Raw genomic sequence first — 25,382 nt, forward strand, 5'->3', positions numbered from 1 at the left:
AACGAAATGAGTATGAAAGAGCCTTCTGCAATCTTAACGAACAGCGTCCGCATATGGGAGGAAATGGTTGAAATTCCTACCTATGAAACAGGTGAACCCGATAAAAATCCAATGTTCCTCGAGAAGCGAGTCTATCAAGGCAGCTCGGGGCGAGTATATCCACATCCTGTGGTTGATAAAATTATGGATGAGAAAGAAATGAAATCGTATCAGATGGTAATGCTCGAAAATGAATATGTACGCATCGAGATCATGCCTGAAATTGGCGGCCGTATCTATCGTGCTCTGGATAAGACAAACAATTATGATTTTGTTTATTATAATCGCGTGATTAAACCTGCGCTTGTTGGTCTGACAGGACCATGGATTTCAGGTGGAATTGAATTTAACTGGCCGCAGCATCATCGTCCGAACACGTTTGGCCCTGTGGAGCATGTAATTACGGAGAATGAAGATGGCAGTGCAACCGTATGGGTGAGTGAAATTGACCGGATGTATGGAACGAAGGTCACAACGGGCTTCACGCTGCATCCTGGAAAAGCCTATCTCGAAGTTACAGCACAGCTATATAACCGAACTTCGGAGCCACAAACCTTCTTATGGTGGGCAAACCCTGCGGTTGCAGTCAATGACCATACGCAATCGGTGTTTCCACCGGATGTCACAGCCGTATTCGACCATGGTAAGCGTGATGTGTCCAGATTCCCTATTGCAACAGGAACGTATTACAAGATGGACTATTCCGAAGGCGTAGATATTTCACGCTATAAAAATATTCCTGTTCCTACGTCATACATGGCGTACAAATCCGATTATAATTTCGTGGGTGGTTATGATCATGGGGTTGAAGCGGGTCTGCTTCACGTAGCGAATCACCATGTATCTCCGGGTAAAAAGCAGTGGACTTGGGGGAACGGCGAATTTGGTCAAGCGTGGGACCGTAATTTAACCGATGAGGATGGACCCTATATTGAATTAATGACAGGGGTATTTACGGATAATCAACCCGATTTCACTTGGCTCCAGCCGTATGAAGAGAAGTCATTTACACAATATTTCATGCCATATAAGAACATCGGTGTTGTGAAAAATGCTTCTATTGATGCCGCCGTTAATCTTGAGGTGGATGAGACTTTACAGACTGCCACTGTGATGGCCTATGGAACTTCGGTATTCGAGGGAGCGGTTATTGAACTTAGAGGTCAGCATAGAACGTACGTGAAGGATACCGTTACGCTCTCACCAGAATTAACCTATAAATCTGTCATTACGTTAGATAAAGTGGATCAGCCGCATCACTTAATCCTAACGGTGTTTGATGTGAACGGAAACAGCCTCATATCTTATCGTCCAGCGAAGCCTAGCATTGAACAGGTTCCAGATGCAGCTAAGCCACTTCCACTACCGGAAGAATTAAAAAGCACAGAGCAGTTATATTTGGCTGGAGTTCACCTGGAGCAATACCGTCATGCCACGTTCGAGCCAGAGCATTATTATGAAGAAGGCTTAAGAAGAGATGCATCCGATATTCGGCTTAATGTGGCTTATGGGACGCTGCTGCTTCGTCGAGGATTGTTCAAGCAAGCGGAAAATCATTTCCGTACGGCTATACGATCGCTGACTTGGCGCAATCCGAATCCATATGATAGTGAAGCATACTATCAGCTTGGTGTAGTTCTCAGACTGCAGGATCGCAAGGAAGAAGCATTTGCTGCCTTCTACAAGGCGGTATGGTCTGCAGCATTCCAAGACAGTGGATACTATGCATTGAGTCAAATTGCTTGTGAACGTGGGGCGTATGAAGAAGCGTTGGAGCTCGCAACTAGAGCTTTGGCACGTAACACAAGAAACTATAAATCAAGACATGTAAAAACAGCATTCTTACGCAAGCTTGGACGTTACTCTGAGGCGATTACATTCGCAGAGGAGACATTGAAACTAGATATCGCGGACTTCGGGGCAGCCTATGAGAGAGTGCTTACGCTTACATTGCTCGGGCGACAAGAGGAAGCAGCTGAGGCTCAGATGAAGCTTGCACGGTTCATGCGAAACGATGTGCATAACTATTTAAATTTAGCTTCCGATTATGCAGGTAGTGGATTGTTCGCGGAAGCTGCACAGGTGTTAGAGCAAATTCGTAGGATATCGAATGAACCCAATTATCCGATGGTGCATTACACATTGGCTTATGTACACGAGAAAATGGGCCGTGAGGAAGATGCGACAGCGCAGCTTCAGCTTGCTCAATCCGCATCTTCTGATTATTGCTTCCCGAACAGCTTGTTTGAGCTGCAGGTATTAGAAAGCGCGATTGCCTGCAATCCGCTAGATAGTAAGGCTCATTATTATCTAGGAAATCTATTCTATGATAAAAAACGTACCGACGATGCCATTCGCCATTGGGAGCAATCCGTCGCGCTTGATGATCGTTTCCCGACGGTTCATCGTAATCTTGCGCTTGCTTATTACAATAAGCGTAATGATGCTGAGGCTTCCTTGCAGTCACTTGAACAAGCTTTCCAGTGCAATACGAATGATGCGAGAGTATTCTACGAGCTGGACCAATTGTATAAGAAGATGGGTGTTTCTGCTCAGGAGCGTATGGCAAGACTTCAACAGCATATGGAGCTGGTGGAGAAGCGGGATGATCTATACCTTGAATATGTGACCCTACTGAATTTGCTTAGCAAGTATGAAGTTGCTTTGTCAGTTCTATTACGACGCCAATTCCATCCATGGGAAGGTGGCGAAGGGAAAGCTACGGGGCAATATGTTTTGGCGCTTGTTGAACTGAGTAAGCAGGCGAATCAGGTAGGCCAATATGAAGAGGCTATCTCATTATTAACACGTGCGCTTCATTATCCAGAGAATTTAGGTGAGGGTAAGCTCGATGGTGCGCAAGAGAATAATGTGTATTACGAGCTTGGTGTGGCTTATAACGGATTAGGCAAGATGCAAGAAGCTGCACGACACTGGGCGATTGCGTCTCAAGGCTTGAAAGAACCAGCCAGCGCGATGTACTACAACGATCAGCCGCCAGAAATGATCTTCTATCAGGGCTTAGCATGGGTACAGCTGAATCATCCGAAGGAAGCGAACCGGCGTTTTAATAAGCTGATCGATTTCGCAGAAAGACATCTCTTTGATGAGGTGAAGATTGATTATTTTGCCGTATCCTTACCTGATTTCCTCGTATTTGAGGATGATCTGAATAGACGCAATCAAATTCATTGCTTGTTCATGATGGGTTTAGGTTTATTAGGCTTAGGGAAAATGGCAGAAGCGAAAGAACGATTTGAAGAAGCGTTGCACTTGGAGCCGAACCATCAGGGAGCTCGAATTCACAAGGCGATGTGCTTGGAATCATAAAAGAAATAAAGCAGTTTCATGATGAAGGAAAATAACTGGTTCGATTTGGAATTTTGTTTCAACTCTGAAAGCCCCGGGTTAATGGAGACTATCTACCAGCCTATATTCGAAAGGAGAGATTGATGATGGAACCGGGCTATAAAGATAGAAGCGTTGAAGTGGAGCATACAGAGGTGCAACGGAAATCGGATTCCAGTGTTGTCGCATCTACCTTTATTAAATACGCTGCTTATATTATTATTTTTTTCGGAGCACTTTTCTTCTTGGTCAGATATGTATTCCCTATGTTCTAATTCGGATTCCAACGAATCCTATACAAAAATCCATCCCCTGTAAGTAGCGGGATGGATTTTTGAATTGAACGAATCCTATAAATTTCTCTGGATGGAATCCGGTGATTCCGCAGAATTACGATAAAAGAACCAGCACTCGTTCAGCAGCTTGATCTGACGGCGGTCTTTTTTGTAATAGGCTTTCATCAGTTGATGGCAGAGCCACTGTGGCAAGGGTATCACTCCTCTAACTGCTTACGTAAGTTAGCATATGGAGAAATGAGCCTAAAGGTGACGATTTACAGAATGCTTTCTGCTTCCTCTTCGTACCATTGCTCTAATTGCGCTTGCAGCGCCCGAATCTCGGTCAGCAGGGAGATGAGTGGATAGTTCTTTTGCTCCTGAACAGAGGCAAAGGCCTGTTCCAATCTATTGATATAATCCAGACCGGACTCCAGGGAGTAATCTTCGCGTAGCAGATCCAATGAATCACACTCAGCAATGGCTAAGGGCAGATCCGGTACATTATCGGCTGTCAGCTTGTCGATTTCTTTGTTTAGACGTAAATTGAGCGCACTTAGCTGGTACGCATATTCCTCGGGCATTTCCACGAATTGCAATTCTTGATGTTGCTGCAAAATTACATACCGCATTTTCGGCATTAGTTATTCTCCCTCCGTACTTGTCTTCCTTCTTGACAGTTTAGCCTATGCACAAGTTACAATTCAAGTAGAGATCTTAATTCCCGTGGAAAGGACTTGTGATAGAACGCTATGGAAACGATGAGCAACGAAGAGCTGCAGCTGTGGATTGAGCAGGTATCACGGGACAGCTTTGGCGTACCCTTTAGGCACAAGGCAAGCTTTAACAGCCGATTATCTTCAACAGGCGGTCGATATTTTACCAAGAGCCATAATATAGAGATTAATCCCCATCAGCTTGCTATGTTCGGTAGAGAAGAGACGGAGAAGATTATAAAACACGAGCTCTGTCATTATCATCTGCATTTGGCGAAGCGAGGGTATATGCATCGTGACACTGATTTCAAAAGACTGCTGGCACAAGTCGGCGGGAGTCGCTACTGTCAGACATTGCCGGGTGCGAAAGCTCGAAAGTCACTCCCTTACCGGTACAAGCTGATCTGTACAGCATGTGCTATGGAGTATCCGCGTAAGCGAAAAGTAGACCCCAAGCGCTACCGCTGCGGCAAATGCTCGGGTAAGCTGAAGCTGCTAGCGCTGGAAGTCCAGTAAGTCGAACAGCACGTTATTTTATAACCAGACCCATCAATCCCACAAAGGAAACAGCTTGCTGAGGCGAAATGACACATCCCTCCAAATCTTGTATATCCACGATCAAGCCACTAAACTCGCAGTCACTAAGATCGATCCCGTTAAGCTTTGATCCTGACAATGTGGCTTGATCAATATTACATTCGCTGAAGCTGACTTTCTGGAAATTCGATTGGTAGTAATCAGAGCTCATCAATGAACTATTCTCAAAAGCAACCTGCTTCAGATTAGCCATTCGAAATGTTGCGAAATCCCCGATACAATCTACCACGCGAACATTCTGGAATCTGCCTCTTGTGAAATCCGTACCGATGAGCTTGCAGTTCCTGAATTCGGTTCGATGAATAATTGCATTCGTAAAATCCACATTGGATAGATCGCATCGCTCAAAAATTACATCCATCAGTTCAATCCCAGTTAAGGACGACTCGATAATCGTAACATTTTTAAAAACCACTTGATCAAAGCTGACTTTATTCGCCTCTTGATTATCAATAACTGTATCGCTTATGCTGCAACGACTGAATTCATCTTTGGTTTGCAGCGAGTATATTTGCTCAGGGAGTAGAGCGTCTGGATCTGATATTTTTGGTGAATCCATTTTGAATTTCATATGTACCTCCATTTAATGAATGCTCGTTTCTAATTAAATTAACTATCTTAGGGTTCAGCAGATTTGTCAATTTTCAGTAGCGCTCAGACCTTTCGGGAGATACGTACAAATACACCTTTTTCTGGATAAAATCACACATCGTTTTGTAAGCGTTGCCAACTTAAGATGGAAGGGAAGTCCATATTAGGTAGAGGGGGCACATTTATGAAAAGATTCAGGTCCGCGATGGCGGGTCTGCTCGCGATGCTGCTGATTTTCTCAAGCTTGCCTGTGATGGGAATCGGTAGCGGTTCCGTAGGAGCAGAAGGGGTTGGAGGAACAGGCGCAGGGCTAATTCCATCAGGGACAGTAATCATCAAGAATAAGTGGAAAAATAATTTCTTATATGAAACGTCTGATGGTATCGTGCGTTATGGCATGACCAATCCAGCGGACACATCATCGCATTGGACAGTGGAGACTGTAAATGGTCTGTCACGAATTAAGAATGTGAAGACGGGCCACTACATTACAATGGCTGGTAACAACGGCAAAGAGGATACACTTAAGGCGGCAGATCTCCAAGGAGCTGGGAGTGTTACGGATCAATGGTTGATCGATACTTCCAATAGAAACGGATACATGATCATCCGAAGCGCGAGCGTGCCTGAGAGTAAGCTGGTTATCCACGAGGAGAATCAGCTTGGTTATGCGCAAGTAAGCTCGGATATCAATATTACGTTTGAGAGTCCGCAGTGGGCTTTTATCGATCCTAACGCAGGAACAGTACCTGTACGGTTGGAAAGCCGGATGCGTCCCGGTCAGGTGATGTATGAGGAGAAAGGAAATGTACTTTACGGTAAACAGCCTTTGAAGAATGAGGCTGCCCAGTGGTTTCTTGAGCCGGGAACGGACGACGGAACACTGATGATTCGAAACCGTGAGACGGGTCATTATATTAAGCAAAATGAAGTGACTTGGGCTGGAGTCTTTTCGCAAGAAATCGATCCGGACAAGGTGATGCTAAGTGAATGGGTGAAAGAAGATGCACCAGGCGCGGATGGAGCGGGTTTTATTACCTTAAGTAATAAAGGATTAACCGACGGAGTTAAGCCTTTATGGCTGAATCCTCAGTTTGAGGAAGATAACAACGTGCGCTCTAACAGCTGGCCGGGTGAAGCAACCAGTCATAATGCCCAGTGGACAGTTGTCCCTATTTCCGAGTTGCAGCCGGTACGCTTGGCAACTTATACAGATGCACAAGTAGCTACAGATTTCTTGTATGAATCCGCAAACGGTGCACTTAAGCACGGATTAATTGCTCCAGATACTGCTGATTCATCCGATTATCTATGGTATATAGAGGATTATGACGGTAATAAACGTATCCGTAATGCAGCAACTAATCATTACCTTTCGTATAGTGATGGCACAGCCAAGGCTGAGCAGATCAGCGGAAGCCAACCATCGGATCAATGGAATTTTAAAGATTCTGATGATTATGATGATTATCTGACACTAGAAAATGTTGAGAGCAAAGGCATCTATCTATCTACCTTGGGTGGAGACAGTGCTGGAGCAAGTGGGGATGCGACTTCATTAAGCGCCCAGTGGCAGCTTCTAGACCCTAACACACCAACAGATGGCACCATTCCATATTATCGTATTCAAAATGGCTGGAAGTCTTTTTATTGGTATGAATCTGCTGATGGTCTCTTGAAATATGGAAATATGCAAAAGGATGGCTCCGATCAATGGCTGATTGAGAAATATAATGGCCGTAAGTTATTCAAGAATAAGAAAACAGGCCACTACATTAACACAATGAATATGCCAGATGGCCATATCCAGGTCACTGAGCTTCCAGACAGGAATAATGTGGAGCGGGAATTTATCTGGACAGGTAAAAATATTGGCGACAACACATACGTAATCAGCAGTGTTCTCGACAAGGAACCAAATAAATTCCCTGAGAAGTTCATTTCACTTCAAAATCTCACTAAATACGCCGAGTACGGTGTGATCAATCCAGGCTGGGGCAGCCCACAGTGGCGATTTGTTACCGTTACTGAGAAAAAGCCGGACTTGTTCCGCTTCAAGCTTGACGCTGTAAATGGTGAGGATCAGTATCTTAAAGATGGTCCTTTGCTGACTTCTCCAAATGTACTAGAGAAATTGCTAGAATCTAAGACTGTCACTGAATCTGTCTATGATTCACAGGACACTGAAGCAATGGTGCCGCAGGATAAGGTGGTGGAACCTACAATCTCTGATGCAAAAAATGCACCTCTAGCTGCTGCAAACGAGGATGTGACAGTAGGTCAGGCTACTTATGGCCCACTTGATATTAACGACGATTCCTTTGTCTGGCAGCTGCAAGAAATAGCCGGGGCCAATGGATCTGTAAAAATTAAAAATGTAGGAACAGGACGTTATCTCTCTCTGGAGCATATTGCTGGATCTGAAGGTGAAGATGATCCGGACGTTGCCGTTCAAACTCTACAGACGGTTTATGATGTATGGGGTAGCATTAAGTGGATTGTGGATATGCAGCCTTCGGGTCTGACCACCTTCAAAAGTGGATGGGCTGGCCACTATATGTATGGGGCTTCCGATGAGAATGGGAATCCGATTATTAGGATCAGTAAGGCTCCCGGTGCGGTGGATAAAAGCAGTGCACATTTTACCGCCGAAGCGGTTGAAGCGATCGCGCCACCGATCCCTGCTTACCCTGTAAGATTTAAGAATGCAAGCAGTGGGGAGTATTTATACGAGAATGAACACGGAGTTGTTCTGTACGGGCAGCCGTCAGCAGAGAATGGATTCTCGCATTGGAATATATCTCTGCAGGACGGCAAACAAACGATTATCAATCGAGCAACAGGCCATTATTTAACATTGAATGGAGATTATTCATACTTGGAGAGCAGTAGCGCGGAACCGGCTATAGACGGAGCATCTGCTTGGGAAGTAAGCTTGGCTTCCGATTATACGCACTACACCATTCGTAGTCTCTATGGAGAATACGACGATGAATTAATAAACATTGCGAATAAGACAGGATATGCTGAACGTGCGCTCCTACTAGAGAGTGACGGCTTAGCTCAATGGACACTTGAAGCGGCTCAGCAGGAGTTTACTACTCCGTCTGGAGAACTGCGCAATAACAATACAACAACTCCAGTTCAGAATGATACCAACATTATAACGATCGTGCCGAAAGGGCTGACTGGTAAAGTATTGGCTGAACAAGAAGGGGCACTCGTATATGCAGAAGCCTCCGACACGGCGGCTCACACCCAATGGATCATCCAAGATGTAAATGGACGTAAACGCATAATGAATGTTCAGACGAAGCAATATCTCTCTTTAAATGAAGGGGATCAAGTCGTCTTGTTATCTTCCGGGGAAACAGAACGTTCCCAGTGGACGCTGGAAGAGAAGTTAGGCTACAACCTCCTGCTAAGTGCTGATAGAACGGGCTTTCTTACTCACAGCGCATCGGCGGTTCAACTTGGTTCTGCTGTGGGAACCGATAGCACTCTTTGGAGCTTCTTGCCTATCCCTTCAGATGCGATTTATGCAGGAGGAGAAGCATTCCAAGGCGATCATGTTATACGGTTTGCAGTCAATGCCCAGCAAGCCGGTGAATATGATGCCGTTGTTCGTTACAAGAATACTTCCAGTGATGTAACAGATCTGTTGCTTGAGGTGAACGGCCTGAAGGAATCAGATAAAGTTAACGTGGTCAAGACTTCCTCTTGGAAGACTGTACAGGTGAAGCTGCAGCTGCGTGCAGGAATCAACACCGTTTCTCTAAGCAACGACAATATCGATTGGAATAAAGTAGGCATTGATAGCCTGACAGTAAAAAATAGCGTGAACAAAGTTTACCGCGGGGCAACAGTTCCTTATATTAGCTATGAAGCTGAGGATGCAGTGACTAACGGAACACTAATCGGTCCTTCGCGGAAATATCGCACTATGGCTTCTGAGGCTTCTGGACGACAAGCCGTCGCCTTGAAGAATACTGGGGACTATATAGAGTTCAAGCTTGCAGAAGCAGCTAATTCTATTGTTCTGCGCTATTCCATTCCGGACAGTTCGGATGGTGCTGGTGCTGAAGAAACATTGACTCTATATGTAAATGGAGTTAAGAAACAGCTTAATTTGACTTCAAAATATGCTTGGGAATATGGTAGCTACCCATGGTCAAATGATCCTCGTCAAGGTAGTGGACATCGCTTCTTTGATGAAATTCATGCTCTGATTGGCGATGCTCCTGCCGGAGCAACCATTCGTTTAGAGAAAGGAACAGGAGACCAAGCGACTTCATACGTCATCGACTTGGTGGATATGGAGCAGGTAGCCCCTGAGTTGACTCGCCCTGCCGGCTTTATTTCTGTAACGGATTTTGGAGCGGTAGCCAATGATGAGGGAGATGATACCGCAGCCTTTAAGGCAGCGCTTGCCGAAGCGAAGGCAACAGGGAAAGGGGTTTGGTTCCCGGTAGGTACCTTTAATGTCGGAGAGGGTCTGCTGGATCTGGATACAGCCGAAATCCGTGGAGCAGGCATGTGGTATACGGTTCTGAATGGCGCCAAATTTTACGGTCACGGTGGTAAGGTTGGTGTATACGATCTATTGATTGAAGGTGGCATTAATGTACGGGACGATGAAGCGTTCACTAACGCCTTCCATGGTGCTTTTGGCCAAGGCTCGGTCATTCAGAACGTATGGATTGAACATACCAAAGCAGGCTTGTGGTTAACACAACCTATTGGTGAGAAGGCTCGCACGAATGGTCTGTATATGGCAGGTCTTCGAATCCGCAATCTGATGGCGGATGGAATTAACTTTGCTGTAGGAACTGGCAACAGCATGATGGAACAAAGTGACATCCGCTATCCAGGGGATGATGGTATTGCGATGTGGTCGTTCACAGATGCCAAATTGAATGAAGTGAATGGCGCGGAACGGACATTTAGCTATAACAATACGGCACGTTTTAATAACGTCTCACTGCCATGGTTGGCCGATAACATTGTGGTCTTTGGTGGTAAAGATAACAAAGTTCAAGATAACGTGGTAAAAGATACTGTGACTAACGGAGCCGGGATCGCTGTATCTACCCGTTTCTCCGCAGAGCCGTTCCAAGGAACAACAATCGTTGAGCGGAATACACTGCTTCGCACAGGTAGTTATGATTCGGGATACGGGGTAAACCTCGGTGCGTTATGGCTGTACGCTGGTGAGAGCGACCTAAAAGGAAAAGTACTCATCCGTAACAATATGGCGCTCGACAGCACCTATTCTGGCCTGATTGCCCACGGTAATCTGGAGGGAAATGCCCTCACGACGATTGATGGAGTTGTTCTGACGAATAATGTATTAGACGGTGCAGGTACGAGCGGTATAGAAGTAACGAAGAATCTGAAAGGTAACCTGCTCGTCGACAACTTGATTATTCGTGGTGAACGGATGAACCTCCTGTCCAATGCATCTCCTGACTTTAACATCAATGAACAGAATCAAGGGATAGCCACAGCTGTTAAACCTTTCTCCATCAAGCTAGCAGATGGACAGAGCGGACCTGTTGTACTAGAACAAGGAAAGTCAGCTATTCTTCAGGTGTTGGACAAAGAAGGAGCGGATATTACTACACAAGCTACACTTAATTTTATGAGCAGTGACATTGCTACTTTTACAAACAACAGTATTCATGGAGTTAAAGCGGGAAGCACAGACTTCACGGTAACTGTTGGCAACGATAAGAGGGTGTATACAGTTGAGGTGGTGTTACCTAATGGTGGGACGGATCCTGTGGATCCGACTGAACCAACGAGTACTCCTGATCCGGCGGGGTCAGTAAATCCTGTTGCACCTGTCGCTACACCAACGCCAACACCAGCTGCTAATCATGATGCGCAGCTAAAAGCTAAGGCGACTGCTGGGCAAGCTCTTATCGAGATTTCAGCTAACGGAGATGGTATAGCTCGCTTTAGCGCAGAAGCTCTACGCAATGCAGCAGCACTTAGCCCGAATGCGGTGCTTGTCATTGCCAGTGGCGATATGAGCTATCGCTTCCCGTTAGGATTCGTGGAGAGCGTGCTGAAAGCTGCACAAATGCCGGCAGGCACTTTAGAGTTCCAACTAAATCCGCTAAGTGGAAAAGGATTGGAACAACTGCTTGCCAAGGCTAAGCTGCAAGGTTTTAATGTACAAGGAACTCCGGCATCTGTCACCTTAAAGGTCACAGATGGCAAAAACACTGTACCTGCTAATGGGTTCGGCACTACGTATGTAGATCGTACATTTATGATGGAGGGAGCACTGGTTGCAAAGACGGGAGTAGTCCTTATTTACGATGAGCAGACGGGTTCCATCCGTTATGTACCTGCATTATTCGAGATCGTAGGCGGGATGACCAAGGTTACTGTTAAGAGCAGCAGTGCTAGCGGGATATTCGTCGTTGCACAACATCCTGTAACTTTTGGAGATATTTCTTCACACTGGGCAAAGAACGAGATCGAAACGCTTGCCAGTCGACTGATCTTGACCGGACAATCCACAGATAACTTTGCACCTCAGAATTCCGTTAGTCGTGCTGAATTCGCAGCTATGCTAATACGCTCTTTAGGCCTAGCCGCTGCGAACACAACGAAGACCTTCAGTGATGTGTCTGATTTATCATGGTATGCTGCAGACGCCAAAGCTGCAGCAGCCTTAGGACTGGTTCAAGGCTATGAGGATGGCACCTTCCGTCCGAACGCCCCTATTACACGGGAGCAAATGGCTGTTATGGCAGCTAGGGCACTGAAGCTGTTAAACCTTGGAGCAGGAGAGTCGGGAGCTAACCCTGCGGCAAATGCATTTACAGATTCATCTGCTATTTCTTCTTGGGCTAAAGAAGCTGTGAATGTCTTAACAGCAAAAGGAATCATGAAAGGCCAATCGGCAGATAGCTTTGCGCCTGGCAGTGATACTAGCCGTGCAGAGGCAGCCGTGATCCTAGCAAGATTACTTAAAGCTGCCGGATTATTGTATTAAATTTCTACTAAAAGAGCAGCTATTCTCCAGTAATTGGAGAATAGCTGCTCTGCGTTTTTTGGACGAAGGCTGTCTGCCAGAACATATTTGGTTATTTTCATGCCAATAGCGACTAGAGGGTCCGTTAGTATGCCAAATATTCGATTATGCTGCGTAAAAGGTCAACTGGCTCCGATAGCGGCCTCATAGGCGATACAGCCTTATTTAAGCTTCCCCATCGACAAATTGACTCTGTAATTTCCGAACTTTAGCAGCTCGTCGAGAAAGTTATTCAAATCCTCTTGGCTTCCCGTACGAACACGTATCCAATAGCAGCCTTCTCCACTGACGCGATGCATTTCTTTTACGCTGTCATGCTGCTTTGCGAATGTTTGAAAGGCTGGATGTACCGTATTCGAACCTAGAAAGACCGTTATAAAGGCATTGATCGCCTCACCAACTTTATCTGGATTCCAGCGGACGGTGTAGCCTTCAATCACTCCGGTGTCCTGCATTTTGCGAATACGTGCACCCACTGCTTGGCCTGTCATATGCACTTGCTGCCCAATGTCTCTGTGACTGATCGTGGAATCATCAATTAGAAGCTGTAGGATGCGAAAATCCACATCATCTATGGAATAAGAACTCGTCATTATTTAAAATCCTTTCTGCGTGAAAGTAGAACAGGCCAATCTCTTTCCAATCTCAATGTATTCTGTTTCAAGGTCCAACTATAATTAATTGTAGCAGAAGATATCTGAAAGAAAGAAGGGCTTACGATGAAAATACAGCATATTCGCAACGCGACCCTATGGCTAGAGTATGGTGGTAGTACATTTTTAATTGATCCTATGTTGAGTGAGCAAGGTGCTAATCCACCTATTTTAAATACTGAAAATGATCGCCGCAATCCGCTCGTTCCTTTGCCGGGAGCCGTAGAACAATGGCTGAGTCCTAATGCAATTCTTATCACACATCTTCATCAGGATCATTGGGATGCCGCTGCCGTTTCCTTGCTGCCGCATAATCTACCGTTATTTTGTCAGGAGGGGGACAAGGATACCCTAGTAGAGCAGGGATTTGAGAACGTCTCGGAAATCACCGATAAGCTGACATTCCAAGGAGTAACTATAACACGTACCGGTGGACAGCATGGAACCGGAGAGATTGGCAAGCTGATGGGGAAGGTATCCGGGTTTGTCTTTCAGGCGGAAAACGAACCAGCTGTATATTTGGCAGGAGACACGATTTGGTGTGATGAGGTGAAGATTGCACTCGATGTATTTAAACCTGAGGTAACGATCGTTAATGCTGGTGGAGCGCAGTTTTTAACCGGAGGTCATATCACAATGAATGAGCAGGATGTCGTAGACTTATGCGAATATGCTTCTTCTACTAAGGTGATCGCTGTACACATGGACGCCATCAACCATTGCCTTGTTACCCGGGATAAGCTAAAAGCTCACTTGGAGAAGGAGGAGCTACAGGATCGAGTACAGCTTCCGCAAGACGGGGAATGGTGTTACGTATAAACAAAGGGGGGATTAATCCCCTCTTAAATCTAGCTAATGGCAGAAATAATGCATGAATTTGAAAACGATCACAAAAATTATTTTACCTGCTTGACTAGACCTTGAAATCATGATAAATTAATTCATGTTCACTTCTAATTTACTTCTAATGTTCCCTGATAGCTCAGTTGGTAGAGCACTCGACTGTTAATCGAGTTGTCACAGGTTCGAGTCCTGTTCGGGGAGCCATTTTTATGGAGAGATACCCAAGTGGCTATAAGGGGACCCTCTGCTAAGGGGTTAGACTGCGTAAGCGGTGCGTGGGTTCGAATCCCACTCTCTCCGTTCTGAATTACATAAGAAGAGCTTCCATTATGGGGGCTCTTTTTTTGTTGTGTAAAATTATTTTGCAGTGGCTAAATGCGACATATATGGATTAGAGGAAGTATTGGGGGCAGATCACGCGGATGTGTGATTTGTCTTTTTTAATCTGAATTATCAGTGATCATATTCAATATTTTGGAAGGTGAATAGAGTGAAAAAGGCGAATATTACTGAATCAGTCTCAAGCTGCCAGTTACATCGGCTAACACAGCATTCATATAACGGAGGGAACATGAAAAATATAAATCAATTACAAACTAAACCTTCAAGTAGATATGATAGCTTTGATCCTGATCAAGAAGGAAATAAAAATACCAAATTTGCCGACATAATAATTGATGGCAGGTCTCTTTATCAAATGCTGAAAAGACATGACATGGTTCCATCCCTCGGGTGGGGGAGTGAAGAGCATCAAAGGAAAATGATTAACTATTTTTTATTAAACCAAATGCATGAATATATGTATTACAGATACCCAATATTTGTCTGCCCTTGGTGTGGAGATGAAGAGTGTGGCTTTATATCCGTATTTATTGAGAAAGAAGAGGATCTTATCATATGGAGAGATTTCAAACTGGAACCCAGCAATAAAGCTATTGATGTTGGGCCTTTTTATTTTAAATGGGATGAGTACGAGAAAGTTATAAATGAGACTTTTGGGATTGCGGGGATTCAATGTTAGAGATAAACCATCAGGAGGAACTTATGTCGATTAATCCTAAGATACTTTATAGCACAAATGAAGAAACAGATTACGTCAGAAAAAAACTTATTGAATTTAACTCTAAACAAGTACCAAACGGCATTTATGAGGAGATAAATTTATGTTTGAAGGATGATAACGGAGATATTGTTGCCGGTATCAACAGTGCGATATGTTGGAATTGGATGGAGATTGGTATTTTGTGGGTGGATGATAACTATCGTAGTCAAGGTTACGGGAAAAGATTATTGGAAGAAGCAGAGAAAGTTGCTAGAGCAAAAAAATGTACTTTTATCAAATTAGATACATTCAGTTTTCAAGCGCCCGAATTTTATAAGAAGTACGGATACAAAGTAATAGCAACTATTGATGATGCTCCGACTGGAAGTAAACACTTTTACTACAAGAAGGATCTTAGCTATGAGTAAGGTGGTTTGAGAAAGGATTAACCTAAAATCAAAGGAGCGAAACAAACATGGAGCTTTTTAAACAAATACCCTTATACAGATTTTTGGCATTATGTAATGAAAGTGGCATGGAAAAGATCATATTAGATTGTGGGGCAGGAGGGGATACTCCTCCACTAAGTTTGTTTGCGAATTATGGATACGCTACATACGGAATTGAGATGAATGTTGAACAAATGAACAGAGCTAATCAGTTCGCAGCAGAAAGAGGGCAGAATTTAAACATACATCAGGGTGACATGAGACAGTTGGCATTAAACGATGAGTCGATGAGTTTTGTGTATTCGTATAATTCTATTTTTCATATGAAAAAACAAGATGTGAAAGAAGCAATAAATGAATTGAAACGGGTGCTAAAACCTGGTGGATTATTATTTGTTAATTTTTTAACCCTTAAGGATTTTCGAGTCGGTGACGGAGTTGATTTAGGAGAACATCAGTATGAGCAAATGGAAGATGATGAATTAGTAATTCACTCTTATTATGATTATGATGAGGCGGACTCTATGTTTTCTGATATGCAATTAATATATAAAGAAGATCGAGTGCTTGAAAGAAAGTTTGAAGGCGAATGGATACGGCAAGGGTTTATCGATTACATATATAAAAAATAGCGAAAAATGCATTCACATTGCAGACCATAAGCTCTTGGATTGACAGCTTCGTTTATCTACGCTGTTCGAACGTCAGGAATGTGCAATGCTATGGGGAATTAGCGTAAATTAATAAGTACGATGGAGATCTGATAATGTCTAAATCATCTCTTGTAAAGCGGGTTACTAATATTGCTCGCAATTAAATGTGGATACTTTCAAGAGGGTTATGATGATAAAAAAGGAGATACGCCAATGAATAACCGATCAGACTTGCTAAATCAGTTTAAGGAATGGAATGGATTTGTTCTAGAAATCATTGATTTAGATTGGAAAACACCCATCGCTGAAGGAAAATGGACAATTCATGATGTTGTTAGTCATATTTTGTTGTGGGATAAATACTTCTATGAATCGACGATAGAACCGATAGCATGTGATAAAGCGATAACACTTCAACTTATTGATTTCGATCAATTCAATAATGATGCTGTTACATATGGTAAGACAAAAACCAAAGATGAATTAATAGAATTGACTATGAAGTATCGTAACTTACTATTAGATTGTATAAGTAACCTTGAAGAGGGGAAATACTCGGGGAAATATGTTGACGAAAGGTTTTCCTTTGAGTCCTATTTAAAGGATTTTATATCGCATGACCGGCATCATATGATGCAGATTAAAGAATTAAAAGGGAAAAAATGAACAGCTTACAGCTTATTCTCCTTCCGTTTATCGGTTGGGAATAAGTTTTTTTGTATGTACCAATGAGACAAATGTTATATCCAATCTAGCAGCCTCCTTAATATCTCTTGTTCTTACACAGACAGCTATACTTTCGTTTACACATCAAGGAGATATGTCTTATTATAACGGTCTTGCGGCGTGAATTTTTCTATTCGTTACGAGGTTCATGGTCCTATAAGGAAGCTTCTTTATGTTCATGAGATACACAGCGACTCCAGGGAACAATATGAGGAGATCAAGGCAAGAATTAGACGTGATTGGGATATAGAGATGATTGAAGAATCGAAGAATGCTACAGGCTGAAGTGGTGTGGAAAAAAAGTGCTTGCCATGTCTTATTATTTCTGGTATTATAATTTTTGTTGTCACGTTAGACAACCTTGCTAAGGCCCGTTGGTCAAGGGGTTAAGACACCTCCCTTTCACGGAGGTAACATGGGTTCGAATCCCATACGGGTCATATTATGCGGTAGTGGTGGAATGGCAGACACGCTATCTTGAGGGGGTAGTGGGTGTATACCCGTGGAGGTTCGAGTCCTCTCTACCGCATACAAATAAAAAAGTAAGAAATCCTTTGCTTCGCAGAGGTTTTCTTACTTTTTTTATAGGGTTAGACAAGTTGATTAGTTCTTGAAGGCTCTTGCATATTGGGGATAGAGCTGTCTGACACAGTCTGGGCAAATATCATGGGTGAATTGCAGAGAAAGCTGATGTTTTAAAAAAAGTTCAATGTTGATCCATTCATCCTTAGAATTTCGAATGGATTTGCAGGAAGCGCAGATGGGGATTAACTCTTGTGTTGGCTGACATGTCGAACAGATGCTTGTGATCCCCGACATCTTAGTTCCTTCTATAAATACACCCAAATCATATAGAGAAATTATAAAAGCAGCTTCTAGGTAATAATCAGAGAGCAGCGGATAGATTTCCAAACGAAAGATTCGCGTCCCTTTATAGGCGGTTTGTATGATGAACTCAGAGGTATAAATCTGTTGCTCTCTGCGGAGTATAATTTTCACCGAATCATAAAGCTTGGCCCATTGATCGGAATCGATGATCACATCTTGCAGAAGCTCCGAATAATAAGCTCCAATCCATTGTTTGTGAGGGGAGAGGCCATATTCATGACTAAATGCTTTCCACTTCCTGTTGGTGAACTGGATAACTCCTTGGCTGTTGATGACCACTGCATTGTGCGGCAGATATTCAAGTGAATGGATAATGGAAGATGATAAGCATTTTGACAAAAGTCACCGCTCCCTCCTAGAGATCCTTCGGGATGACATGTTAATTAAGGGGGTCAGACGGCATTACATCAGACACTTGTCACCTGAGTCGCCTCTTATCGTCACTCTAGCCATATGATATAATCGGATAATACATAGTAACACCAATTATATACTTTTTTGCGTTATTTTGCAATAGGTAATTACTTAAATAAGTCTTTTTTATTTTTTTGTGAAGGGCGGTTTACGGATGCAGACCATATACGAACGTATAGAGTACTTAATTAAGCAAAAAGGTCTCACCAAGAAATCATTCTGCGAGCAGTTAAATATAAGCACAGGTAATATGGGAGATTGGAAGCGGGGCAAATCTACTCCGGGAACACATAAATTAATTGAGATCGGCGCTTTTTTTCATGTAAGTCTGGACTGGCTTATTTTAGGTAGAAATACATCTGAAATATTGAAAGAGAGCAATGAGGACTATGATTTCGGAGAAGCGAAGTTGAATGAAGATCGAACGAATGAATTGCTTCCAGAGGAAAAGGAATTCATTAAAGAATACCTAGCATTCACTGAATATCGTAAGCAGAAATGGGCCGACGAAAATTCTTAAATCAACGCCTTTACATTTCGGGGAAGTACATTTATAATAATGAATGTTGACCTCAAACAAAGTTTTATGTTTTATCTCACCGCGCGGTAGTGGTGGAATGGCAGACACGCTATCTTGAGGGGGTAGTGGGTGTATACCCGTGGAGGTTCGAGTCCTCTCTACCGCATACAGAATGACGAAAGGAGCCTTGCGATGCAAGGCTTCTTTTTTATGCTTAACGAGCATTAGGAAAACACTACTTTTTCACAATAGGGACGCATAAATGGGCTTCGAATCGCTCATCATTTGGACCGGATTTTTCGGTATATTGGATGAAGAAGACACCATCAGGATTAAATTTATATTCAGAATGCGGCAGCCATTCATTATGTATATGATTCCAAGTGTTCTGAAAAGCCGAGTGAGGCACCCCATTTGCCGTAAATATGGCATAGGTTGATGCAGGAAAGGTCTTCTGCACAAGCCCTTCAGGAATGAAGTCGAGCTGCTTCACTTCGACCGCAAGGAGGAACTCATGATCCCAGGCAGCCTGTTCCCACAATCGGGGTACGGATGTACGATTCTGAAATAGACCGAGATAACAACCGCTGTCTTGAACTTTTGATGTTATGGAGTCAAATTTAGCATCAATATCTAACTCGCCAAATACAAATTCCCAAAGATTCGGATAAGGCTCTCCAGAGGCATTAACATTTGTCCAACCGATAACATGTAGTTCTGGCAAATCTCGTAGTTCAACCATTGCTTGACCCTCCCAGTAATTTTCTTCATCAATATTATAAATTATCCCATAAGGATTAGGTGAGGGATTTATCACGATAACATGATTAAAGACAAAAGGATACTGACCGCATATCACCTAGTGGGCTGAGTGATGTGACCAGTATCCTTTTTTAAAATTTCATATTGAATGGATTATTTCAGAAGCTTGGAGATATAGGATTCGATCTGTTGAGGAGTAGTTTTAGGAGCAAAACGCTTAAGGACACGGCCTTCTTGATCCACCAGGAACTTGGTGAAATTCCATTTCACGCTTTTTGAGCCTAGAACACCAGGTGCTTCCTTTGATAAGTATTTGAATAATGGGTGTGCTTCATCACCTTTTACATCAATCTTCTCGAACATTGGAAAAGTTACCCCATAGTTAATCTCGCAGTATTCTGCAATTTCATCACTTTCGCCAGGCTCTTGGCCAGCAAACTGATTGCTTGGGAAACCAAGTACTTCGAATCCACGATCCTTAAATTTCTCGTACACTTCCTGAAGCCCTTTATACTGAGGCGTAAACCCACATTTGCTAGCTGTATTCACAACAAGGAGTACTTTACCTTTGTACTTGGACAATGATTCTTCTGCACCCCGAAGAGTGTTGACCTCAAAATCATAAATACTCATGGATGCCACCTCCTTTGTAATTCCTAATTTTAATTTATCGCAATTTAATTGTACACTATTAATGAGGGTGAGCCAAATAAGAAAATTCTATGAACCATTAACGCCCATTCGGTATATCAAATCACAGCAAAATGAATGATCATAAATTAAATGTATCTGTATATATTTTATGGAAATAATGACTGAATAAAGGCGTTGATCAGAAAAGAGCAATAAATAGCCTCCGTGTTAGGCGTCTTTGGTTGACATCACTCTTAAAATTCTTTAATATGTCTAAGTATCTGAGAATATGTTGCGTGTGCAATTTACAACCAAAAATTTAAATAATGGGTGATGAAGATGTCTTACAGACCGAATATTACGAATGTGACCAAAGCCAGCAGCAACGATAAGGAAGGATTGTACGAGTTCATTATCAAGCTTGCTGATGGAACGGAGTGCCGTGCGTTTTATAATCGGTTTCCGGAATGGAAAATGACGAACATCAGCCGCCTGCTAAAAACTCCATGTCCAATTTGCCGCAAAGATTTCATCTGTAAATGCATGGAGGCATTCACTGCTGATTTCGAAGGACAAATGATCGGTGATCAATGGATTGAAAAGGCAATTGCTGAATAATTAAAGAACGGTACATGTTGGCGCGGGATTCTATCCCGCGTTTTTGTTTACCCAAAATATGCGATACACTTATCTTTATAGGGAGGGGGAGCTATGAACGAGGAGCTGAACATTATGCCAAATAAGTCCATTGTGTTGATTGATGGGGTGTGTCATCTTTGCCAAGGTTTGATTCGTTTCATCATCCCGCGTGATCCCAAGGCTAAATTTCTATTCGCCCCTTTACAAAGTGAAATTGCCGCTAAGCTAATGAGTGAGGCTGGACTTCAACCTGGGCAGTTGAACACAGTTGTATTGCTGGAGAACGGTGTGTATTATACAGAGTCGGCTGCTGTACTGCGGATTGCACGTAGATTGAGATGGCCTTGGCCTGCTGCGTATTTCTTTATTGTAGTGCCGCGCCCAATACGGAACATCCTTTACCGCTATGTTGCAAGGAATCGTTACCGTTGGTTCGGGCGCGATGAGCAATGTCTGCTCCCAACACCGGAGATCAAACAAAGATTTTTGTAATCCGGGATTTGGCTAGATGTTATAATGTAACCATAATTTGGTATAGTTAAGGACGTTTAGCGAGGGGTGAAGGGATGTTGCGAAAGGCAGGACTTTATCTATTAATAGTTATGCTAGCTTCTTTAGGTACGATGGGAACGGTATCCGCAGATGCTAAGCTCAAGGTAATGGTGAATAATTCGAACGTGAATTACGGCGTGCAAATCGTCTCTGGACAGACGATGGTTCCGCTGAAGGCTTTTGAGAGCTTCAAGAATACTTCTATTCAGTGGGAAGCCCGTACAAAGCAAGTAACGATCGTTAGAGACTCCGTGAAGATTAAGCTTGCTGTGGGTTCTCGAACGGCGTGGAAGAACTCCGAATCTGTACAACTGGATGCACCTGCTAGCATCATGGATGGAAGAGTTACGGTGCCGCTGAGATTTATTGCGGAAGCTCTTGGAGCAAGAGTAACGGTAGATGCTACTACGAATACTGTCTGGGTTCAGGAACGTGCAAATGCGAAGCTTGTGCAGAATTATAATAGTAGGGACTTGGTAGTTTCCCGCATTGCTGCTTTACATTTCCCGGTTGAAGAAAGAGAACCGTCCCAATTAACGGGTGATAATGAAGCGTTGTCTATGTCGTATTATTTTCCTGAAGGCAGATCTGATGGATATTTCATAATCTATGGGCATTTTGTATCGTATTATGAGATTAAAGACAACATTAGAACAGTCGTATGGGAAGCAGATTTGGACAATTCGAAAGAGGCTGATAAAAAAGATTTTACCGCGATATTCGGACACCCCATTGCAAAGGAATATGGTAAAGCCCCTGTTTTAGCCCCATCCTATGCCTATTATTATACGAGTGTATGGGGAAGTCAGATTATTTGCGGAATCGTTAATGCGGATGGAACGACTAAAGTATCAGGGAAGTCGCTGAACTGGGAGAACAACAAGCCCTTTATCGTGGCTATTCCCGGCGAGACGAAGCTTTAAGCGCTCTACAAGTCATATAAAATATGGAGATGAATTATGAATAAAGGCAAGCCCAAGGGATTTATGCGTTTTGATTGGCCTTTTCATTTTGTGACAATGCCGCTTGCGCTAATTTTGTTTGTGTGGTCGGCGATTTATGCTGTTCAAGAGATACGTGATGATGGTGCTTTAACGGTGCCATTGCTGTTATTCGGTATGTCCTTATGCTTACTTTTTGCGATTACAAGAATTCGTATATATGCGACAAAAAATCAGGACCGCGTGGTGAGGGTGGAAGAGCAGTTTCGCTATTTCCGTCTGACAGGCGAAGCTTTGAGCCCAGAGCTTGAAATAGCCCAAATTATAGCGCTACGTTATGCGGGTGATGATGAGTTTTCAGCACTGTGTCAGCGGGCGGTGAAGGAGAAGCTCAACCCTGCCGATATTCGCTCTGCCATTAAGAACTGGCGCGAAGATAAGATGAGAGTATAGTATCCAGCTAGTGTGCGAAAAAACTTATTGCTGCCTTCTTATATATATGCTACTATAGCTGTAAATTAAAGGAATAGTAACGGAAGCACCGTTCAATTACCGTATCCACGGTTATTGTCGGTGCTTTTTTTGCTGTCTTTTTTTGAGGAAATAATGGATTTCTTCTTATCGAAAGGAGCGTGGTTTTATGGCGGCATGGATTGTGCTCGCAGTGCGTGAAAGTCAATATATTGAACCATTACTGCACTATCTTCATCACAGCGAGTACGGAGAAATACTGCGTATTACGGCTTTTAGCCGAATGGATGCTTTTATCGAATTTATGAGGGGAGAGGACATCCCGGATGCTGTTGTGGGGGAATCTTCTTTTATCGAGGCTTGGCTAGTAGAGGGGAAAAGCACGGTTCCATGGGCAGTTTTGAGTGAGGATGGAGGTTATCTCGGTAAGAGTGCTAAAAGTCTGGGAGGGGGAGTGATGATTGCCAAATATCAGGCGCTTCCTTCCCTCCTTGGGGCATTTCTCCAGTTATGTGAAGTTCAAAGAGGTAGAGGATCTTCTGTACTAGATGAAACGCTGTTGCTGGGGGTTGTCTCTGCCAGCGGCAACATGGGCAAAACAACGATAGCATTGAATATGGCGAAGCAGCTTGGTGAAATGGGCCTTTCGGTGTTCTATCTGAACCTTGAGAGTGTAGACAGCAGTGGGTTGTTTCTCAGAATCCCTGTAGGTTATACGCCTGGACTAGAGAGGCTGCTGTATGAAATAAAGGCCAATCGAGACAAGGCTGAAGCGGATACGATCGAATTAGGACAATACTTCATTAGATATGATCACCTCCGAACTGCTGCTTTCAGACCAGTTATTAATGTGAAGGAAATGCTGCAGATGACTTTGCAAGATACGCTGGATTTGTTAGAGCGGCTGGTTGCGGAGAGAAACTTTGATGTTGTTATTGTGGACACCGGCAGCATCGAGGAAGAGCGTGCGAAAGCTGTGCTGCAGCGAAGTGGGATTCTACTTTGGGTCCTGAAAAATGATGATGTAAGCATGTATAAGACTATGAGATGGTTGTCGCATTGCACCGCTCCTAACTCTGGCATGCCCCCCTATGTGATGGAGAAGAGTAAATTTGTAGTGAATTTTGCAGTGGATCGTTTGGAAGAGTGGGTGCCTCCTGAAGGAATTATCATTGAAGGCGTATGTCCCTTTATCCCATCATGGACGCTGCAACACCGTGAGGAGCTCTTTTTGAACTCTCCACAATTTCAGCAGGAGATCATGCAGTTGTGCAAGCGGATTGTAGAGCCAGCACTCCCATTAGTTTTTACAGGGAAGAATATCCATGAATGAGGAGATGTTCAGGGCGCTGCGTAGTGAGATTCGTGCAGGGCTTGATGTGACTTCTGCAGTAGGAAACCGTGAACTTACTGGGTTTATCGAACGAACGATTCTAGAAAGTGAAAGCCTCCGTTACTTAACAGCACAGGAGAAGCATGAGTTAGTTAAGAGACTATTTGACTCCTTCCGAGGATTGGATGTGCTTCAGCCATTAGTGGATAATCCGGCGATCACGGAGATTATGATCAATAGTCATACTGAGATTTTTATAGAAGAGGAGGGTCAGATTCGTCGTCTTCCTTTGGAATTTGAGTCCAGTAGCAGGCTGGAGGACATTATCCAAACGGTAGTATCCGGTGTTAACAGAGTAGTAAATGACTCCTCTCCTATCGTTGATGCCCGGTTGAAGGATGGATCCCGCGTGAACATTGTACTTCCGCCAGTCTCGCTGAAAGGACCAGCGATGACCATACGTAAATTCCCGGAGAAGCCGATGACGATGAATGAATTGGTGAGCCGTGAAGCTTTAAGCCTGGAAGCAGCAGAGCTACTGCAAATCTTAGTAGCTGCTAAATACAACATTTTTATAAGCGGGGGAACGGGCTCGGGGAAGACCACCTTTCTAAATGCGTTATCTCAGTTTATCCCTTCACAGGAGAGGGTCATCACAATAGAAGATTCTGCTGAGCTACAGATTGTAACGGTGCCAAATCTTGTTTCCCTGGAGACTAGGAACGCGAATACGGAAGGTAGAGGGGAGATTTCTATTCGAGATTTGATTCGTTCTTCGCTGCGGATGAGACCCAATCGAATTGTTGTGGGTGAGGTACGGGGAGCGGAATGCCTCGATATGCTACAGGCGATGAACACTGGACACGATGGTTCGTTATCAACGGGTCACTCTAACAGCGCGCACGATATGGTCAGTCGACTGGAGACGATGGTGTTAAGTGCTGCGGACCTACCGGTAACGGTTGTTCGTCAGCAAATCTCATCGGCGATTGATATATTCGTACACTTATCCAGGCTCCGTGATCGTTCTAGGCGAGTGATGGAGATTTGTGAGGTTGCAGGCCTGAAAGATGGTGAAGTGGTCTTGAACCCTCTATATGAATTTCGAGAGTCCGGTGAACGAGAGGGCCGGGTACAAGGAGGGCTGGTTTCTTGCGCAAACCCGCTTATGCATACAGCAAAGCTTAGAATGGCTGGTGTAACCTCCTATCCGTTATCACAGGCTGGATTCTGAATTCTAAAAGGGGGA

At 43.7% G+C, this 25,382-nt stretch carries 23 protein-coding genes and 5 tRNA genes; 21 read left to right on the forward strand and 7 right to left on the reverse strand.

Features of this window, described 5'->3' with window-relative positions:
* Positions 1-6: 6 nt before the first annotated feature.
* Positions 7-3,369 (forward strand): DUF5107 domain-containing protein, encoded by a 3,363-nt coding sequence (locus MKY19_RS05775; RefSeq protein WP_339801135.1) that lies wholly within the window; start codon positions 7-9, stop codon positions 3,367-3,369.
* Positions 3,370-3,491: 122 nt separating this feature from the next.
* Positions 3,492-3,662, forward strand: coding sequence for a hypothetical protein (locus tag MKY19_RS05780; protein ID WP_156113060.1), 171 nt, complete (start codon positions 3,492-3,494; stop codon positions 3,660-3,662).
* A gap of 75 nt (positions 3,663-3,737) precedes the next feature.
* Here MKY19_RS05780 and cmpA read toward each other — a convergent pair whose 3' ends face one another.
* Positions 3,738-3,875, reverse strand: coding sequence for a cortex morphogenetic protein CmpA (cmpA, locus tag MKY19_RS05785; RefSeq protein WP_094874036.1), 138 nt, complete (start codon positions 3,873-3,875; stop codon positions 3,738-3,740).
* A gap of 65 nt (positions 3,876-3,940) precedes the next feature.
* On the reverse strand, positions 3,941-4,303 hold the full coding sequence (locus MKY19_RS05790; protein WP_042124766.1) for a hypothetical protein: 363 nt from the start codon (positions 4,301-4,303) through the stop codon (positions 3,941-3,943).
* A gap of 120 nt (positions 4,304-4,423) precedes the next feature.
* Between MKY19_RS05790 and MKY19_RS05795 the strand changes: the two genes are divergently transcribed.
* Positions 4,424-4,894, forward strand: a complete 471-nt coding sequence (locus MKY19_RS05795) for a SprT family protein (RefSeq protein WP_081382729.1) — start codon at positions 4,424-4,426, stop codon at positions 4,892-4,894.
* Positions 4,895-4,907: 13 nt separating this feature from the next.
* Here the strand turns inward: MKY19_RS05795 and MKY19_RS05800 are convergent, their stop codons facing one another.
* Entirely contained in the window at positions 4,908-5,546 is a 639-nt protein-coding gene (locus tag MKY19_RS05800; RefSeq protein WP_339801138.1) for a pentapeptide repeat-containing protein, read from the reverse strand.
* A gap of 204 nt (positions 5,547-5,750) precedes the next feature.
* On the opposite strand from MKY19_RS05800, the gene MKY19_RS05805 reads away from it, so the two are divergent.
* Entirely contained in the window at positions 5,751-12,575 is a 6,825-nt protein-coding gene (locus MKY19_RS05805; protein ID WP_339801139.1) for an S-layer homology domain-containing protein, read from the forward strand.
* A gap of 200 nt (positions 12,576-12,775) precedes the next feature.
* On the opposite strand, the gene MKY19_RS05810 is transcribed toward MKY19_RS05805, so the two are convergent.
* Positions 12,776-13,207: an Lrp/AsnC family transcriptional regulator gene (locus MKY19_RS05810; protein ID WP_149645207.1), complete on the reverse strand. Its 432-nt coding sequence runs from the start codon at positions 13,205-13,207 to the stop codon at positions 12,776-12,778.
* A gap of 126 nt (positions 13,208-13,333) precedes the next feature.
* Here MKY19_RS05810 and MKY19_RS05815 point away from each other — a divergent pair, with 126 nt between their 5' ends.
* The 9 genes from MKY19_RS05815 (at position 13,334) to MKY19_RS05855 (ending at position 17,509) form a co-directional block, all read left to right on the forward strand.
* Positions 13,334-14,086, forward strand: coding sequence for an MBL fold metallo-hydrolase (locus MKY19_RS05815; RefSeq protein ID WP_339801140.1), 753 nt, complete (start codon positions 13,334-13,336; stop codon positions 14,084-14,086).
* A gap of 152 nt (positions 14,087-14,238) precedes the next feature.
* Positions 14,239-14,314: transfer RNA gene (locus MKY19_RS05820), tRNA-Asn, on the forward strand.
* Between the two features lie 7 nt (positions 14,315-14,321).
* Positions 14,322-14,410: transfer RNA gene (locus tag MKY19_RS05825), tRNA-Ser, on the forward strand.
* A 271-nt stretch (positions 14,411-14,681) separates the two neighbouring features.
* A complete protein-coding gene (locus tag MKY19_RS05830; protein ID WP_339801142.1) occupies positions 14,682-15,131 on the forward strand; it encodes an oxidoreductase in 450 nt (149 codons plus the stop codon).
* A 23-nt stretch (positions 15,132-15,154) separates the two neighbouring features.
* Positions 15,155-15,580 (forward strand): GNAT family N-acetyltransferase, encoded by a 426-nt coding sequence (locus tag MKY19_RS05835; RefSeq protein WP_339801145.1) that lies wholly within the window; start codon positions 15,155-15,157, stop codon positions 15,578-15,580.
* Positions 15,581-15,627: 47 nt separating this feature from the next.
* Positions 15,628-16,233, forward strand: coding sequence for a class I SAM-dependent methyltransferase (locus tag MKY19_RS05840; RefSeq protein WP_339801148.1), 606 nt, complete (start codon positions 15,628-15,630; stop codon positions 16,231-16,233).
* 234 nt (positions 16,234-16,467) lie between these two features.
* Positions 16,468-16,920 (forward strand): DinB family protein, encoded by a 453-nt coding sequence (locus MKY19_RS05845; protein ID WP_339801151.1) that lies wholly within the window; start codon positions 16,468-16,470, stop codon positions 16,918-16,920.
* A gap of 428 nt (positions 16,921-17,348) precedes the next feature.
* Positions 17,349-17,420 (forward strand) — tRNA-Glu (locus MKY19_RS05850).
* Positions 17,421-17,426: 6 nt separating this feature from the next.
* Positions 17,427-17,509: transfer RNA gene (locus MKY19_RS05855), tRNA-Leu, on the forward strand.
* Positions 17,510-17,583: 74 nt separating this feature from the next.
* Here the strand turns inward: MKY19_RS05855 and MKY19_RS05860 are convergent.
* Positions 17,584-18,207 (reverse strand): hypothetical protein, encoded by a 624-nt coding sequence (locus tag MKY19_RS05860; RefSeq protein WP_339269271.1) that lies wholly within the window; start codon positions 18,205-18,207, stop codon positions 17,584-17,586.
* 229 nt (positions 18,208-18,436) lie between these two features.
* Here MKY19_RS05860 and MKY19_RS05865 point away from each other — a divergent pair, with 229 nt between their 5' ends.
* Entirely contained in the window at positions 18,437-18,802 is a 366-nt protein-coding gene (locus tag MKY19_RS05865) for a helix-turn-helix transcriptional regulator (protein ID WP_149645200.1), read from the forward strand.
* An 83-nt stretch (positions 18,803-18,885) separates the two neighbouring features.
* Positions 18,886-18,968: transfer RNA gene (locus MKY19_RS05870), tRNA-Leu, on the forward strand.
* A 69-nt stretch (positions 18,969-19,037) separates the two neighbouring features.
* Here MKY19_RS05870 and MKY19_RS05875 read toward each other — a convergent pair.
* Positions 19,038-19,544 (reverse strand): GyrI-like domain-containing protein, encoded by a 507-nt coding sequence (locus MKY19_RS05875; RefSeq protein ID WP_339801155.1) that lies wholly within the window; start codon positions 19,542-19,544, stop codon positions 19,038-19,040.
* Positions 19,545-19,717: 173 nt separating this feature from the next.
* Entirely contained in the window at positions 19,718-20,197 is a 480-nt protein-coding gene (locus tag MKY19_RS05880) for a glutathione peroxidase (RefSeq protein ID WP_042124801.1), read from the reverse strand.
* A 339-nt stretch (positions 20,198-20,536) separates the two neighbouring features.
* Here MKY19_RS05880 and MKY19_RS05885 point away from each other — a divergent pair, with 339 nt between their 5' ends.
* The 6 genes from MKY19_RS05885 (at position 20,537) to MKY19_RS05910 (ending at position 25,367) form a co-directional block, all read left to right on the forward strand.
* Complete coding sequence (locus MKY19_RS05885; protein ID WP_042124803.1) at positions 20,537-20,815, forward strand: hypothetical protein; 279 nt, start codon at positions 20,537-20,539, stop codon at positions 20,813-20,815.
* Positions 20,816-20,908: 93 nt separating this feature from the next.
* On the forward strand, positions 20,909-21,328 hold the full coding sequence (locus tag MKY19_RS05890; protein ID WP_339801160.1) for a thiol-disulfide oxidoreductase DCC family protein: 420 nt from the start codon (positions 20,909-20,911) through the stop codon (positions 21,326-21,328).
* 74 nt (positions 21,329-21,402) lie between these two features.
* Positions 21,403-22,311 carry a copper amine oxidase N-terminal domain-containing protein gene (locus MKY19_RS05895; protein ID WP_339801163.1) on the forward strand — a complete coding sequence of 303 codons (909 nt, stop codon included), beginning with the start codon at positions 21,403-21,405 and terminating at the stop codon, positions 22,309-22,311.
* Between the two features lie 36 nt (positions 22,312-22,347).
* On the forward strand, positions 22,348-22,782 hold the full coding sequence (locus MKY19_RS05900) for a DUF6526 family protein (RefSeq protein ID WP_339801166.1): 435 nt from the start codon (positions 22,348-22,350) through the stop codon (positions 22,780-22,782).
* A 187-nt stretch (positions 22,783-22,969) separates the two neighbouring features.
* Complete coding sequence (locus MKY19_RS05905; RefSeq protein WP_339801170.1) at positions 22,970-24,133, forward strand: hypothetical protein; 1,164 nt, start codon at positions 22,970-22,972, stop codon at positions 24,131-24,133.
* Entirely contained in the window at positions 24,126-25,367 is a 1,242-nt protein-coding gene (locus MKY19_RS05910) for a CpaF family protein (RefSeq protein WP_339801173.1), read from the forward strand. The genes MKY19_RS05905 and MKY19_RS05910 overlap by 8 nt, the downstream gene beginning before the upstream one ends.
* Positions 25,368-25,382: the final 15 nt, after the last annotated feature.

This window comes from Paenibacillus sp. FSL R5-0744 (assembly GCF_037972555.1).
Taxonomy (GTDB): Bacteria; Bacillota; Bacilli; order Paenibacillales; family Paenibacillaceae; genus Paenibacillus_AQ.

What these genes read in the sequence shown, in the direction of transcription:
- MKY19_RS05835 (WP_339801145.1), top strand. Translation starts at nt 15,155, where the DNA reads ATGTCGATTAATCCTAAGATACTTTATAGCACAAATGAAGAAACAGAT.
- MKY19_RS05780 (WP_156113060.1), top strand. Translation starts at nt 3,492, where the DNA reads ATGATGGAACCGGGCTATAAAGATAGAAGCGTTGAAGTGGAGCATACA.
- MKY19_RS05885 (WP_042124803.1), top strand. Translation starts at nt 20,537, where the DNA reads ATGTCTTACAGACCGAATATTACGAATGTGACCAAAGCCAGCAGCAAC.
- MKY19_RS05815 (WP_339801140.1), top strand. Translation starts at nt 13,334, where the DNA reads ATGAAAATACAGCATATTCGCAACGCGACCCTATGGCTAGAGTATGGT.
- MKY19_RS05875 (WP_339801155.1), bottom strand. Translation starts at nt 19,544, where the DNA reads ATGGTTGAACTACGAGATTTGCCAGAACTACATGTTATCGGTTGGACA.
- MKY19_RS05905 (WP_339801170.1), top strand. Translation starts at nt 22,970, where the DNA reads ATGGCGGCATGGATTGTGCTCGCAGTGCGTGAAAGTCAATATATTGAA.
- MKY19_RS05800 (WP_339801138.1), bottom strand. Translation starts at nt 5,546, where the DNA reads ATGAAATTCAAAATGGATTCACCAAAAATATCAGATCCAGACGCTCTA.
- MKY19_RS05840 (WP_339801148.1), top strand. Translation starts at nt 15,628, where the DNA reads ATGGAGCTTTTTAAACAAATACCCTTATACAGATTTTTGGCATTATGT.
- MKY19_RS05775 (WP_339801135.1), top strand. Translation starts at nt 7, where the DNA reads ATGAGTATGAAAGAGCCTTCTGCAATCTTAACGAACAGCGTCCGCATA.
- MKY19_RS05865 (WP_149645200.1), top strand. Translation starts at nt 18,437, where the DNA reads ATGCAGACCATATACGAACGTATAGAGTACTTAATTAAGCAAAAAGGT.
- MKY19_RS05910 (WP_339801173.1), top strand. Translation starts at nt 24,126, where the DNA reads ATGAATGAGGAGATGTTCAGGGCGCTGCGTAGTGAGATTCGTGCAGGG.
- MKY19_RS05830 (WP_339801142.1), top strand. Translation starts at nt 14,682, where the DNA reads ATGAAAAATATAAATCAATTACAAACTAAACCTTCAAGTAGATATGAT.
- MKY19_RS05900 (WP_339801166.1), top strand. Translation starts at nt 22,348, where the DNA reads ATGAATAAAGGCAAGCCCAAGGGATTTATGCGTTTTGATTGGCCTTTT.
- MKY19_RS05895 (WP_339801163.1), top strand. Translation starts at nt 21,403, where the DNA reads ATGTTGCGAAAGGCAGGACTTTATCTATTAATAGTTATGCTAGCTTCT.
- MKY19_RS05795 (WP_081382729.1), top strand. Translation starts at nt 4,424, where the DNA reads ATGAGCAACGAAGAGCTGCAGCTGTGGATTGAGCAGGTATCACGGGAC.
- MKY19_RS05880 (WP_042124801.1), bottom strand. Translation starts at nt 20,197, where the DNA reads ATGAGTATTTATGATTTTGAGGTCAACACTCTTCGGGGTGCAGAAGAA.
- MKY19_RS05890 (WP_339801160.1), top strand. Translation starts at nt 20,909, where the DNA reads ATGAACGAGGAGCTGAACATTATGCCAAATAAGTCCATTGTGTTGATT.
- MKY19_RS05845 (WP_339801151.1), top strand. Translation starts at nt 16,468, where the DNA reads ATGAATAACCGATCAGACTTGCTAAATCAGTTTAAGGAATGGAATGGA.
- MKY19_RS05810 (WP_149645207.1), bottom strand. Translation starts at nt 13,207, where the DNA reads ATGACGAGTTCTTATTCCATAGATGATGTGGATTTTCGCATCCTACAG.
- MKY19_RS05790 (WP_042124766.1), bottom strand. Translation starts at nt 4,303, where the DNA reads ATGCCGAAAATGCGGTATGTAATTTTGCAGCAACATCAAGAATTGCAA.
- MKY19_RS05805 (WP_339801139.1), top strand. Translation starts at nt 5,751, where the DNA reads ATGAAAAGATTCAGGTCCGCGATGGCGGGTCTGCTCGCGATGCTGCTG.